Below are 13,663 nucleotides of genomic sequence, written 5' to 3'. Positions count from 1 at the left end.
CGTGGCGTTCACGAGCGAGCAGGAAATCGAGCTGTGGGAGCGATGGAGTCGGGGTGAGCCGAGCCGACTGATCGCACGAGCACTGCGGACTGGTCCGGCGGCCGTGCGCGGGTTCTTGGCCCGGCATGGCGGCGTCCGCCCACCCGAGCGGCACCGGAGTGATCGACATCTCACTGCTTTGGAGCGCGAGGAGATCTCGAGAGGGATTGCAGTCGGCTCGTCGAATCGCGCCATCGCAGCGGTCATCGGCAGATCGGCGTCGACGGTGTCGCGTGAGATCACCAGGAACGGTGGGCGCGATCGGTATCGAGCGACATCCGCCGATGAGCCGGCGTGGAGCCGAGCGCGTCGGCCGAAACCGTCTCGGTTGGAGACCAACGGCGAGCTGCTCGCGGTGGTTCGCGAACAGCTGGAGCTGGACTGGTCGCCACAGCAGATCGCGAGATGGTTGCGGACCACCCGCCCGGACGACGAAGCGATGCGTGTGTCCCACGAGACGATCTACCGCAGCATCTACGTCTCGAGTCGCACTGAGCTCGGCCAGCACTCTGCGCGACGCCTGCGCTCCGGCCGATCGGTGCGGCACGCGCGCAGGGCGAAGCAGTCACACGGGCGGGGCGTGCTGCGGAACATGACCTCCATCCGGGACCGCCCTGCCATCGTCATGGATCGAATCGAAGTCGGCCATTGGGAAGGCGACCTCGTGATGGGCAAGCGCCCTTCCGCGGTGGCCACGCTCGTCGAGCGGGCCACCCGCTTCGTCCGGGTCGTGCCCCTTCACGACGGCTACAAGGCCGACGCGGTACGCAAAGCAGTGGCTGCCGAGTTCAACCAGATCCCGGCGTCTCTTCGGAGATCACTGACCTGGGATCGGGGACGAGAGATGGCCGAGCATCAACAGCTGGCGTCGGAGCTAGGAATCTCCGTGTATTTCTGCGACCCGCACTCGCCCTGGCAGCGCGGATCACACGAGAACACCAACCGGCTCCTCCGGCAGTACCTCAGCAAGGGAGCCGACCTGCGCCAGTTCTCCCTGCGCGACCTCGACGACATCGCCGACCGGATCAACGCCCGACCCCGACGCGTCCTGGGCTGGGCGACCGCTGCCGAGCGATTCCTCCCTCACCTCCACGCCGGAGGCTGGAAGAATACCGAATCTGACACGAGCGCGTTGCCCCGTTGAGACCGCCATCTTTTCGGTGGTTGGGTAGACAGCTCGTGGAAGTGGCCACCTGACATAGGGCTGTCCGGACGTCGCTTCTGGGGCGGTCGCTCTCATGCCGGTTCTAGCTGCCCGAAACTCTAGGGTGCTGTTGGCGTCGCCAGGATCGAGGTTCTGGTGGGATCCAGACCGTGTCCTTCGGTTAGAGAGTGTGGTCAGTAGCGACCTGGCTTCCGATCGCTGCAGTTCCACGACGGTGAGGCGGGAGGCCTGCGAGCACCTCAGCCCGCACTGACGGGACCTGCCGAGTTCGATGAGCAGCTCGGTTATCGTTTCCTGGTCGCCGGCACCGCCGCCGCGTTGCGCGAGCTGCCGGATTCCGCGCGCGGCACTCTCGACGATTCGCCTATCGTTGTCGTTCTCGACGATTCGTCGCCAGGCGTCGACGCGTTGCTCAAGTCGGTAGAAGCGAACGCGATGATCGTGCGCCCTGACCGATACATCTATGGGACCGCATCGCTCGGAGGGGAATTCGAGCCACTGCTCGCTCCGCTCCTCGCCATCTGCAGGGACACCACCGACCCCGTCGACGCGTAAGGCGCCGCGGTCGTCATCAGTAGCTCGAGCGGGGTGCTTCATTCAGGGTGTTTCCGGCATAACGCTCGGCCAGCCCCTCAGAAGCTCGGGCGAGGATGGCGACATCCGCACCCACCAGCACGAACGAGGCGCCCGCCGTTAGGTAGCGACGAGCCAGAGCTTCAGCGAAGGCATTCACACCGACCGGAACCCCAGCGGCGGATGCCACGGCGATGCAACGCTCGACCGCGGCAACGACGTCGGGATGGTCCTGCTGACCGAGCACGCCCATCGAGGCCGCCAGATCGGAAGGGCCGAGGAAGACACCGGCGATACCGTCGACGGCCACGATCGACTCAATATTCGCCACCGCCTCCGCCGACTCGATCTGCACGATCACCGAGATACGCTCGGCAGCGGTCTGCAGGTAGTCGTCGACGCGATTCCAGCGAGAGGCGCGGGCGAGCGCTGATCCGACTCCTCGGATGCCGCGCGGCGGGTAATGCACGCTCCGCACGGCCAGCTCGGCCGTGTCGACCATCGGGATGAGCAGCGTCTGCGCACCGAGATCGAGGTACTGCTTGATGATGACGGGATCGAGGACCGGCGGCCGCACCACCGGCAGGATCGGGTAGCCGTGCACCGCCTGCAACTGCGCGAGCAGCGACTCGAGGCCGTTCGGGGAATGCTCGGCGTCGATGAGCAGCCAGTCCAGGCCCGATCCGGCGCACAGCTCGGCGATCAACGGGCTGCCGCTGCACACCCACATGCCGGCCAGCGCCCGGTCGTGGGCGACGAGCGCGGCGGCGAAACCGGGCCTCCCCAAGGGTGTGGTCAACGTCATCACCACGACGACGACTGGCCCAGTCTCGGGCGCGATCATCGCCGACCCCCGGCTGCGCAAGCTCAGCTTCACGGGCTCGACCCCGGTGGGCGTGCAGCTGCTGAAACAAGCGGCCGACAATGTACTGAAGACCTCCATGGAGCTCGGCGGCAACGCCCCGTTCGTGGTGTTCGACGACGCCGACCTCGACAAGGCCGTGGAGGGCGCGCTGCTGGCGAAGTTCCGCAACATCGGCGAGGCCTGCACCGCCGCGAACCGCTTCATCGTGCACGAGTCGGTGGCCGACGAGTTCGGCCGCCGCCTCGCCGAGCGGGTGAAGGCTTTCCGGATCGGGCGAGGCACCGAGGAGGGTGTGACGATCGGCCCGCTAATCGACGACAAGGCCGTGGCCAAGGTCGGCTCTCTCGTCGACGACGCCGTCCGGCGTGGGGCCGCCCTGCTGGCCGGCGGGTCCGCGTTGCAGGGTCCGGGCTCGTTCTTCGAACCGACGGTGCTCGGCAACGTGCAGGCGGGCAGCGACATCCTGGGCGAGGAGATTTTCGGGCCGGTGGTGTCGATCACCCGCTTCACCGACGAGGCCGACGCCGTGGAGAAGGCCAATGCGACCGAATACGGCTTGGTGAGCTATGTGTTTACCGAGGATCTCGCCCGCGGCCAGCGGCTCATCGACTCGATCGACACCGGCATGATGGGGCTGAACACAGGCGTGGTCTCGAACGCGGCCGCTCCCTTCGGTGGCGTAAAACAGTCGGGTCTCGGCCGCGAGGGCGGCCTCGAGGGCATCCATGAATATCTGGAGACGAAGTACGTGCTCGTGCTCGTGCCCATTTGAGGGGCCTGTTCTCGTTCTCACGAGATCCGGCCACGACGACACTCGGGACCTAACCGTCATGCTGCACGCCGCGGCCGAACCCTTCCAGGATGACACCTGATCGTCATCGGAGTGCCCGACGGAGCGGAACAAATTCCGGCAATCTTTCCCTGCGACCAATGTCAAAACTCACAATTGTTGCGGCTGAAACGCATAAAAAATTGGCGATTTACAACATCGCGGTACTGGCGAACAATGAGAAGCGCACACGTCGTTTACCTGTCAAGCAAAGGAGCAAACATGGAAACGCCAACCGTCAACGAGCTGGGAACGGTACAAGCCACGCAACTGCAGTGGCTGGTCGACCGCGCCGAGATCACCGATCTGGTTCTGGACTTCGCGCGCTGCGTGGACGACCGGGACATGATCAAGTACGCCGAGAACTTCACCGAAGACGGAGAGCTGGTTCTTCATGCCATTCATCTGAAGGGCAGGGACCAGATCCTCTCCATCCCAGGGTTCCCCCCTGAGTGGGCAGCTCATCACCTCATCGGCAACATCCTGATAGACATCGACGGCGACGTCGCACACACCCGAACGTACGTCGTGGCAACGCATGTCTTCGACCCCGCGACGCCATCGGACACCGCTCAAGCCGGCGGATGGTACCTGCAGGATCTTCGCCGCACCCCTGACGGCTGGCGCTTCACCCGGGCAGAAGTCCGGACGGTCTGGGAGACCGAGAAGCCGCTGTTTCCCCAGCCGGAACTGAGCTAGCCGGCAGCAAGCGCGGCGAAGTGCGCTTCGCAGTGAGTGATGAAGGCGCGCGTCCTCTCGTTGATACGGGCACGGCTCGACACCAACAGCATGAGGCGGGCGGGGGGTAGGTCGTCGTCGATCTCGAGGCGCGCGACACTGCCCCCGTCGTAGGTCAGGGAATCGGCTGGGCGTTGCACCATGAACGCGTAGCCGAATCCCCGACCCACTAGCGATCTGGCCGTCTCGAAGCTGCGCGCCGTGTACGCCACCTTCGGTTCCACACCCAGAGCATGGTAGGTGGCCAGCGTGTTCTCAGCGCTCGGCGGCGAGTCGAGCAGAACCATCGGTTCCTCGGCGAGTTCCGCTAGACGCACATGCCCCCGCTCAGCGAGCGGATGATCAGCGCGCACTATGAGGTGCGGCGGGATCCGAGCCAGTTCGTGCCCGAGCAGACCGGGACGCAGTTCCATGTCGAAGAGCAGCGCGACATCGATGGCGCCCTCAAGCAGCTCGTTCTGCAGCAGGTCCTGCGTCTGCTCCGAGAATGCGAGGTCGACGAGCGGATGTCGAGCCGAGAACGTCTCCAGAAGCGTCGGAATGATGCGCGGAGCGAGACTGATGTAGCACCCGATGGCTAGGGGGCCTCTAAGTTCGGACGAACCGCCCGCGTTCCACTGGATGTCAGACGCCTGCCGGAGCACGTCCCGCGCTCGGACCAGGGTCTCGCGCCCACTGGGAGTCAGGCTGATGCCTCGTGACCGACGCCGGATGAACAACTGCGATCCAACGGCCACCTCGAGCTCAGTCAACGACTGGGAGAGCGTCGACTGCGACACCAGGAGCTTCCCGCCCGCCTCGGCCAGGGTCTCGGACTCGGCGATCGTGACGAAGTACTCGAGCTGCCGGAGAGTCAATCGCAGCATCGTCGCCTCTCGGAGTGGGCTTCTTCGGTAATACCGATCATATTCATAATTGATTCGATCTTTTTGTATTGGAGTTGGGCTGTTGGGATGGCGTTGTCCGTTCGACTCCTCCCGATTGGAGAAAGACCATGAATCCAGCCCCCGACATCCTTCGAGCCGCATACGCCGAACTGGTGTGTACCGACCTCGAGCGCTCCCGCTGGTTCTACGTGGACGTGCTCGGTCTGGTCGTCACGGAGGAGAACGACGAAGCCATCTATCTCAAGGGATTCGATGAGTTCCTGCACCACAGCCTGGTGCTCCGCAAAGGTGACACCGCCGCACTCGCCAAGCTCGCCTTCCGAGTCTGCGCCCCGGAAGACATCGACAAGGCCGAGACCTACTTCACCGGGCTCGGCGCCGAGGTCCGCCGGCTCCCGGCGGGAACGACGCGAGGCATCGGCGAGGCGATCTTCGTTCTTGATCCCCTGGGCTATCCCGTCGAGTTCTTCTACGACGCCGAGCACACCGAGCGGCTGCACCAGCAGTACCACCGGATGCCCTCCAACAGGCTCACGCGCCTCGACCACTTCAACATCACGGTGCCCGACGTCGCGGAGGGGCAGAAATACTACGCCGACCTCGGTTTCCGCATGTCCGAGTCCATCGAGGACGATGAGCACGTGTACGCGGCCTGGTACTACCGCAAGCCCACGACGCACGACCTCGCCCTCACGAGCGGCGATGGCCCCCGGCTGCACCACATCGCGTTCTCGGCCGCGGAGCGCGAGCAGATCCTCAACACCGCCGACATCCTCGGCTCCTACCAGGCCGAGGACCTCATCGAGCGGGGTCCCGGCCGCCATGGCGTGACCAACGCCTTCTACCTCTACCTGCGCGACCCGGACGGGCACCGCATCGAGCTGTACACGTCGGACTACTACACAGGCGACCCCGACAATCCTCAGATCCGCTGGGATGTGTCGAACCCCCGACGTCGATCCTGGTGGGGGCACGACATCCGTGCGTCCTGGTACGAGGAGTCCTCCGAGGTTCTCGACCTCGACGGTGTCCCCGTGCCGATCAGGACACAGGTCGCGTCGGAGCGCGCAGCCGCCATCGGCGCCGATGGCTTCGGCATTCCGACAGCCTCCCACTGACGTGGCCACGCAACTCCGGCGGTACGTCGTAGCCGAGGGCGGCATCGACGAAGTCGTGGAATTCTTCGAGCGCATCCGCGCCCTGCGGGAGCGATTCGGCTTCACCGTGGAATTCGCGGCCGCCGACGGTGTGCGCTCGGAATTCGTCTGGGCTGTATCGCACCCGAAATGGGATGAGGCCATGCGCGAGTACGAGGCATCCCCAGAGCGCACGGAACTCTTCTCCGGCGAACCGATGCCGATCGAGAGCCGGGACATCCGCATGGTCGACCTGGTGTACGGGCACAACAGCCGCTCTGGCAGCTGATCAAGGAGCATCGAACATGCAGATCCACTACACAGGCTACGAATCGGGCGATCCGCGCGTGAAGCCGGCCGCAGGGTACGGCGTCGACAGGCCTGCCGAGCTGGCCGACGAGATGGATGTGTTGATCGTCGGAGCCGGCCCCGCCGCAACCGTCGTGGCCGCACAGCTGTCGCGGTTCCCGTCGATCAACACCTATGTGATCGAACAACGGCCCGGCCGGCTCGAGGTCGGGCAAGCCGATGGCATCCAGGCCCGGTCCATGGAGACCTTCCAGACGTTCGGTTTCGCTGGGGAGATCGTGGACGAGGCCTATCGAAACGTCGAGACCTGCTTCTGGAAGCCGGATCCCGCAGACCCCACGCGGATCGTCCGGGCCTCACGCGCACCGGACGACGCCACCGGTGTCAGCGAGTTCCCCCATATCTACGTCAACCAGTCGCGAGTCCTCGATTACTTCTTCAGGGACGCAGCCCGCGCACCTGGACGGGTCGTGCCCAACTACGGGATCGAGTTCCTCGACTGCACCATCCACCCCGGCCAGGACCACCCGGTCGAGGCGCGAGTCCGATACACGGTCGGACCCCGAGAGGGCGAGGTGCGCAGCATCCGAGCGAAGTACCTCGTCGGCGGCGACGGTGCACGCAGCCGGGTGCGCAGATCTCTTGGTCGCCGGCTGCGCGGACAGGCCGCCCTGCACGCCTGGGGGGTGATGGACGTGCTGCTCAACACAGACTTCCCGGACATCCAGATCAAGTGCCTCATCCAATCGCACGATGCCGGGAGCATCATCACGATCCCCCGCGAAGGAGGCTACCTCGTTCGCTTCTATGTCGACCTGGGCGACGTCGACGAAGCCGCGGTGGCCGGCTCCGTGCGTGCCACCCCAGTTGAGGACATCATCGCGCGCGCCAACCGGATCCTGTCACCCTACGTGCTCGACGTGAAGCACGTCACCTGGTGGTCGGTGTACGAGGTGGCACACCGCATCGCGGATGGTTTCGACGACGTCCCCGAGGAAGAGGCCGGCTCCCGTCATCCCCACGCCTTCATCATGGGCGACGCCTGCCACACGCACTCCGCCAAGGCAGGGCAGGGCATGAACGTCTCGATCCAGGACGGCTTCAACCTCGGATGGAAACTCGCCGCCGTGCTCGAGCAGCGATCCCCGGAGTCGCTGCTCTCGACCTACGCGGCCGAGCGCATGGTGATAGCGCAAAACCTCATCGACTTCGACAAGGAGTGGTCCGACATGCTCGCGCGATCGGCCGGCGGCCTCGGGGATCCCGACGAAGTCGAACGCTACTACCTCGCCACGATCGAATTCCCCGCCGGCTTCATGACCCAGTACGAGCCATCCATGATCACCGCCAGTGACAAGCACCAGAGCCTCGCCCCTGGTTTCCCCCTCGGGAAGCGCTTCAAGTCGGCCGAGGCAATCCGCAGGGCAGACAACCGCTGGCGACACATAGGGCATCTCCACGAGGCCGACGGCCGATGGCGCGTCTACGTCTTCGCCGATTCCCAGGCACCCACGGTGAGCGGATCACCCGTGGCAGACTTCGCACGGTGGTGGGACGCCGACGCCGCGTCTCCTCAGGTGCGTTTCACACCGCCAGACCTGGACCCCGACGCGGTGTTCGACACCAAGGTCATCTATCAGCAGGATTACACCGAGATAGAACCGGTGAACGTGCCGAACGCTTTCAAACCCGTCAAGGGCCCGTACCTACTCGTCGACCTGAACCAGATCTTCTCGGCCGGGCATGGGCGCGACATCTTCCGCGATCGCGAGGTCAGCCGCGAGGGAGCCGTGGTCGTGGTGCGCCCCGATCAGTACGTCGCGGGGATCTTCCCCTTGACAGCGCACGACGAGATCGCCGCATTCTTCGCCGGCCACCTGCTCGAGCCCACATCTCCGGCAGGCGGACGATGACCGGTTCGGCGCCGGCCGCCCCGACGCGACGCACCTTCGTATTCGTGCACGGTGCGTGGCACGGCGGCTGGTGCTACTCACGTGTGCGGGAACGGCTGGAGGCTCAGGGCCACCGGGCTTTCACACCCACCCTCACCGGTCTGGGCGATCGATCCCACCTGCTCGACAGTCGTCCCGACCTCAGCACACACATCCAGGACATCGTCAACCTCGCGCTGTGGGAAGACCTCCACGAGATCGACCTGGTCGCACACTCGTACGGCAGCTGGGTGGCTTCCGGAGCCCTCGAGACCATCCATCCGCGAGTGCGCTCGGTCACCTTCATCGATTGTCACCTCCCGGAGGACGGCCAGCGACTGGCCGACTTCGGCCGCCCGGAGGCCGCCGCTGCGCTGCAGGAGGCTCGCCGCTCCGGGGCCGCCGGCCGACCGGCCCCCTCAGCTGCGGACTTCGGGGTGGTCGCCGCCCGAGACCGACGATGGGTCGACGCCAAGACCACTCCTCAGCCGATCGGGCCATCGTTCGAACCGATCCGACTCACCGGCGCACGCGACCTCGTACCGATCAAGAACTACGTCCGCGCCCCGTCCTATCGGAGCGACCGCTTCGACCGCGTCCGAGAACAGCTCATCGCGGACCCCGACTGGAATGTTCGCGATGTCCCCGGTGGCCACGATGTGATGATCGACGAACCCGACCTCATCACGCAACTGCTCCTCGAACTGACAGTCCGTCGAACACCCTAACCATCCTGAGGTCAGTCGGAGGCGGGAAACCAGTTCTGCGTGGGCACGATCGTGTGCGCGAGGTCCACGACCGCCCGCGCACGGTCAGTGAGCCTCACCGCGCGCGGCCAGGAGATGAGGATGCGCTCCTCCGAAAGAGTGGGCACCACCCGTTTACTGATCACCCCGAGACCTTCGTAGCTCACGTCGACCGCAGGCCGTTGAATGAGCAGACTGTAGCCGAACCCCCGCGCCACAAGGCTTCTGACGAGCTCGAAGTTCGGGGTGCGGTAAGCCACGTCCGGGGTCACGCCCACTCGCGCGAGCATCCGCAGAGTATGGTCGCCGCTCGGCGGATGGTCGAGTAGAACCAGAGGCTCCTGCGCGAGGTCCTCGAGCGAGATCACGTCGAGACCTGCGAGCGGATGCGATTCCGGCAGGATCACATGTACCTGGGTGCGGGACAGCTCCACCTGATCCAGCTCAGCAGGAAGTGCGATGTCGTACGAGATCATGGCGTCGATACCACCAGCGAACAGCGCCGTCAGCAGTTCGTTCACCGGGCCGTCGACGATCGACAGCTCCACATCGGGGAACGCCTCGCGCACACCCCCCATCAGCGGCGGCAGCACTGTGGGCGCCAAGGTCGAATAGCAACCTACGATGACCGGTCCGCGCAACGGACCGCCATTGTCACTGACACTCCAGTAGAGGTCATCGGCCTCGCGGAGAAGCTGCCTCGCGCCCTGCAACAGATGCACGCCGGCCGGGGTGAGAGTGAGACCCACGGCTCGTTGCCGGACGGCGAGATGAGCTCCGAGCGACGCTTCGAGGTCGCGGACGGCGAGGGCGACCGCGTTGGGCGTCACGAACATCGATTCCGCCGCTGCCGCGAAGGAGCCGTACTCAGCGGCGGCGACGAACAGCTCGAGCTGTCTCAATGTGTACCGGGCGCCGCTACTCATACGCACTCCTACTTCGCTGTGGGGGCAAAAGAACTCAGTTGCCATTCTTTTAGGTGCGTTGGACAGTGTATCCACACGAGTCACGAAGGAGTACTCATGCCCGATGCGATCGAGGCGCCCGTCGCCGATTGGGTCAGTGTCGATGAACTACTGGCCGATCCCTATCCCACCTACGCGCGACTCCGACGCGAATCTCCTGTCGCGTATGTGCCGCAGATCGACCGCTACCTCATCACGACCTTCCGCGAGTGCTTCGACGCCGAGCTCGATCAGGCGACGTTCAGCGCTTTCGAGAGGGCTGAGCGATCCCCGATGATCAGAGCCATGGGCCGCCCCATGCTCCGGAAAGACGACCCGCAGCACAAGGTCGAACGCAACGCCATGAGCCCTGCCTTACGACCTGTCGCGGTCAAGAAGCACTGGGCCGGCATCTTCCGCAGCAACGCCGCCAAGCACATGGCGGTGGTGCGAAATGCTGGCCAGGGCGCCGACCTCGTGAAGCTGTTCGCCGTCCCCTATGCCGCCGACAACCTCAGCGCCGTACTCGGGTTTGACGACGTCGACCACACGGACATGAAGAACTGGTCCCACACCCTCATCCGAGGAGGTGCCAACGTGACCGATGACCCAGCCGTGTGGGCGGAGACCGCGATCGTCTGCGAGGAGATCGATGCCGCCGTGGAGCGAGTGCTGTCGAAGCCGTTCGACTCGGACAATCCCTCCATGATCTCAGCCATGGTCCGAGCGGGTCTGCCGGAAGACATCCTTCGCGCCAACGTGCGTCTCACCATCTCCGGGGGCATGAATGAGCCCAGCCACGTCATCGCGAGCGCAGTCTGGGCCCTCAGCGCCTACCCAGATCAGCGCGATCTCGTACTGTCGGGAAAGCGATCGTTCAAGGATGCCTTCGAGGAGACCGCCCGGTTCCACTCCCCCATCGGCATGTACCCCCGACGCACCACGCGCGACGTGGAGGTCGCGGGAGTGGTGATCCCCGAGGGCGCCACGGCTTCCATCGTGGTCGGGTCTGCCAACCGGGACGACGCGCAGTTCGACCACCCGGACGTCTTCGACCTCAACCGCGAGAGCGTGTCCCACCTCGCCTTCGGAAACGGCACCCACATCTGCGCCGGCAACTGGGTCGCCAGAGCCATGATCGGCGAGATCGCCCTCCCGGCCCTCTACGACGAATTCCCCGGCCTCACCGTCGAAGACCCGCGAGCGACGAACTTCCGGGGCTGGGTGTTCCGGGGCGCAACGGCTCTCCCGGTGACCTGGGACGGCCACTGACGAAACCACGCCGAGGCGTGTCGACGTGATGAAAGGAACGACATGAAGATCTGCATCCTGTACGGAACGGAGTCCGGAAACTCCGAACTGGTCGCCACCGACCTGTTCGAATCCCTGGAAGACGACCACGACGTTGTGCTCGAGGACCTCGCGGATGTCGATGTCGCCTCCCTCGAGCCGGCCACGCTGCACCTCGTAATCTGCTCCACCCACGGCGAGGGCGACCCTCCGCAGAGCGCCCTCCCCTTCCTGGAAGGAGTGAAGACCGCTCGCGTCGATCTCACCGGCATCCGCTACGCGATGTTCGGCCTCGGAGACAGCACCTACGTCAATTACAGCCGCGGCAGCGAGCACGTCGATGAACTCCTCGCCGGTTCCGGCGCCGAGCGGGTCGGGGAGTACGGGCGACACGATGCCGCATCGCGCGACGACGCGTCTGCCCTCGCAGAGGAGTGGGCACGGAACGTGCTCGAAACCGTTCCCGACCTCGAATCCGCATCTCTGTAGCCATGGCCACGTCCACGCTCATCTGGCCAATCAAGCGGTCCTTCACCACGTACGTCGAACGTATGGACGACGGGCAGATCGATCTCACAGGCGGCGCGATACGTCAGGCGGACAACTTCCTGTTCCCCTCGGCAGGCGATGGGCGTTTCGCCGGCAGCGTCACCTTCTCGGGACACTACGGAATGCTATTCCTGCAGATCACTGAGATCGAGATTGGCGCCTCGGATCGGGGCATGCTCCTGACGGTCGAGGACGAGGACTTCACGGGTGGTCGACGTACGCTGCTTGATCTGCAGCAGCCCGTCGACCTCTTCGATGGTAGGAGCTATCCCTCTCCACAGCTCACAACGGAGGGCTCGGAACTGTTCTTCGAAAACTATCCCGCCGGGTCAGTCTTCGACCCCGTGCGGATCCGGAACGAGTGACATGACACGACCTAGGATCGCCATCATCGGGGCGGGACCCTCCGGGTGCTACTCGGCTCAGGCGGTGCTGAAGCAGATGCCTGATGCCGACGTCTGCATCTTCGACGCTCTGCCAGTGCCGTTCGGGTTGATCCGGCACGGGGTAGCTGCGGATCATCAGGGCACCAAGGCCGTCACCAAGCAGTTCGCGCGGCTGTTCGAGAAGAACGGGGTGCAATTCTTCGGTGGCGTCACGATCGGGGAAGACATAGAGCTGGCGGCGATCCGTGCATGCTTCGACGCGGTCGTCATCGCTCATGGTCTGCACGGGGACATCGGGCTGGATGTCCCAGGGGCCGACCTCCCTGGCGTGTTCGGCGCCGGCAGGATCACCCGGCTTCTGAACGGCCACCCGCTCGAGACACGGCCGGCACCGTCATTGGGCGCGGCGGTTGCGATCGTCGGTATGGGCAACGTGGCTCTGGATCTCGTTCGCCTCCTGGCAAAGTCCGGCAACGATCTGGTGGGCTCGGATATCGACGATGAGATCCACGCGCAGCTCACGTCAGAGGTCCGAACGATCCATATCATCGGACGATCCCAACCGGTCGACGCGAGATTCGATCCCGCGATGGCACGTGAGCTGATCGAGTTGCCGACTGTCGAGCATGCGGTCCACGGAGTTGATATCGGCCAGGACGGGGATCCGAGGTCATCGATCATCTCGGAGCTCGACCGCGCTCCTCACCCTCCGTCTGCTCGCGTCCGTGTCGAGTGGTGGTTCGGCTACGCACCATCCGACATGCGCGGTGACCGCCAGGTCACCGGTATCGACATCGAACGAGTCGACTCGGATGACGTCCTCACCATTCCGGTCGACACGGTCATCACAGCCATCGGCTTCACGGCCACTGCGCAACAGCGGCTGGCCGCGGACACCACTGAAGCCGGCGACACCGGTCGGCTCTCGCCCGGTCTCTACGTCGCCGGCTGGGCGCGCCGGGGACCTCGCGGAACCATCTCGTCTCACCGGTCGGACGCACAGCAACTGGCAAGCCTCATAGCCACCGACCTGAAGGGCCCCTTCACACGGGCTGGAGCGCAGGACCTCGAGGACCGCTTGGCATCCGCCTACTCCTACGACGGATGGCTGCGCGTGGATGCCCTTGAGATGTCGCAGGCCACAAGCGGTCGAGTGCGAAAGAAGCTGACGGACATCAACCACATGCGTGCCATCGCCGCAGGCCACAGCCTTCCGTCGAAGGCGCCCGGCACCACCCCGTAACACCACGAGAAAGGTTGGTTTTCAATGTCGAAA

The 13,663-nt window shown here is 64.9% G+C and carries 13 protein-coding genes and 1 pseudogene; 11 read left to right on the top strand and 3 right to left on the bottom strand.

Annotated elements, in window-relative coordinates; translation table 11 throughout:
* Position 1: 1 nt before the first annotated feature.
* Positions 2-1,183, top strand: a complete 1,182-nt coding sequence (locus FQ142_RS04090) for an IS30 family transposase (RefSeq protein WP_223145265.1) — start codon at positions 2-4, stop codon at positions 1,181-1,183.
* 592 nt (positions 1,184-1,775) lie between these two features.
* Here the strand turns inward: FQ142_RS04090 and FQ142_RS04085 are convergent.
* Positions 1,776-2,507, bottom strand: a complete 732-nt coding sequence (locus FQ142_RS04085) for an HpcH/HpaI aldolase family protein (protein ID WP_149422326.1) — start codon at positions 2,505-2,507, stop codon at positions 1,776-1,778.
* Positions 2,508-2,550: 43 nt separating this feature from the next.
* Here FQ142_RS04085 and FQ142_RS04080 point away from each other — a divergent pair.
* Positions 2,551-3,414, top strand: a pseudogene (locus FQ142_RS04080) (aldehyde dehydrogenase family protein); the annotation flags it as partial.
* Positions 3,415-3,693: 279 nt separating this feature from the next.
* Positions 3,694-4,170: a nuclear transport factor 2 family protein gene (locus FQ142_RS04075; protein ID WP_188042293.1), complete on the top strand. Its 477-nt coding sequence runs from the start codon at positions 3,694-3,696 to the stop codon at positions 4,168-4,170.
* Here FQ142_RS04075 and FQ142_RS04070 read toward each other — a convergent pair.
* Positions 4,167-5,075: a LysR family transcriptional regulator gene (locus FQ142_RS04070; protein WP_262492071.1), complete on the bottom strand. Its 909-nt coding sequence runs from the start codon at positions 5,073-5,075 to the stop codon at positions 4,167-4,169. The genes FQ142_RS04075 and FQ142_RS04070 overlap by 4 nt on opposite strands.
* A 128-nt stretch (positions 5,076-5,203) precedes the next feature.
* Here FQ142_RS04070 and hpaD point away from each other — a divergent pair, with 128 nt between their 5' ends.
* Genes hpaD through FQ142_RS04050 form a run of 4 tightly spaced genes read left to right on the top strand, consistent with a single transcriptional unit; the run spans position 5,204 to position 9,200 of the window.
* Positions 5,204-6,214: a 3,4-dihydroxyphenylacetate 2,3-dioxygenase gene (hpaD, locus tag FQ142_RS04065; protein ID WP_149422322.1), complete on the top strand. Its 1,011-nt coding sequence runs from the start codon at positions 5,204-5,206 to the stop codon at positions 6,212-6,214.
* A gap of 1 nt (position 6,215) precedes the next feature.
* The gene (locus FQ142_RS04060; RefSeq protein WP_149422321.1) at positions 6,216-6,521 is read left to right on the top strand and encodes a hypothetical protein; all 306 of its coding nucleotides are present in this window, start codon (positions 6,216-6,218) and stop codon (positions 6,519-6,521) included.
* Between the two features lie 16 nt (positions 6,522-6,537).
* The gene (locus FQ142_RS04055) at positions 6,538-8,454 is read left to right on the top strand and encodes an FAD-dependent monooxygenase (RefSeq protein ID WP_149422320.1); all 1,917 of its coding nucleotides are present in this window, start codon (positions 6,538-6,540) and stop codon (positions 8,452-8,454) included.
* The gene (locus FQ142_RS04050; protein ID WP_149422319.1) at positions 8,451-9,200 is read left to right on the top strand and encodes an alpha/beta fold hydrolase; all 750 of its coding nucleotides are present in this window, start codon (positions 8,451-8,453) and stop codon (positions 9,198-9,200) included. The genes FQ142_RS04055 and FQ142_RS04050 overlap by 4 nt, the downstream gene beginning before the upstream one ends.
* Positions 9,201-9,211: 11 nt before the next feature.
* On the opposite strand, the gene FQ142_RS04045 is transcribed toward FQ142_RS04050, so the two are convergent.
* Positions 9,212-10,144 (bottom strand): LysR family transcriptional regulator, encoded by a 933-nt coding sequence (locus tag FQ142_RS04045; protein ID WP_149422672.1) that lies wholly within the window; start codon positions 10,142-10,144, stop codon positions 9,212-9,214.
* A 96-nt stretch (positions 10,145-10,240) separates the two neighbouring features.
* Between FQ142_RS04045 and FQ142_RS04040 the strand changes: the two genes are divergently transcribed.
* Genes FQ142_RS04040 through FQ142_RS04025 form a run of 4 tightly spaced genes read left to right on the top strand, consistent with a single transcriptional unit; the run spans position 10,241 to position 13,630 of the window.
* Positions 10,241-11,434, top strand: a complete 1,194-nt coding sequence (locus FQ142_RS04040) for a cytochrome P450 (RefSeq protein WP_149422318.1) — start codon at positions 10,241-10,243, stop codon at positions 11,432-11,434.
* A gap of 42 nt (positions 11,435-11,476) precedes the next feature.
* Complete coding sequence (locus FQ142_RS04035) at positions 11,477-11,941, top strand: flavodoxin domain-containing protein (RefSeq protein ID WP_149422317.1); 465 nt, start codon at positions 11,477-11,479, stop codon at positions 11,939-11,941.
* Between the two features lie 2 nt (positions 11,942-11,943).
* A complete protein-coding gene (locus FQ142_RS04030; RefSeq protein ID WP_149422316.1) occupies positions 11,944-12,366 on the top strand; it encodes an HtaA domain-containing protein in 423 nt (140 codons plus the stop codon).
* Positions 12,257-13,630, top strand: a complete 1,374-nt coding sequence (locus FQ142_RS04025; protein WP_410477425.1) for an FAD-dependent oxidoreductase — start codon at positions 12,257-12,259, stop codon at positions 13,628-13,630. Before FQ142_RS04030 ends, FQ142_RS04025 begins: the two co-directional genes overlap by 110 nt.
* Positions 13,631-13,663 lie beyond the last annotated feature (33 nt).

The organism is Microbacterium sp. ANT_H45B (assembly GCF_008369345.1).
Classification (GTDB): Bacteria; Actinomycetota; Actinomycetes; order Actinomycetales; family Microbacteriaceae; genus Microbacterium.
The sequence above is the reverse complement of the archived record's forward strand: the minus strand, read 5'-3'. Positions and strand labels throughout refer to the sequence as shown.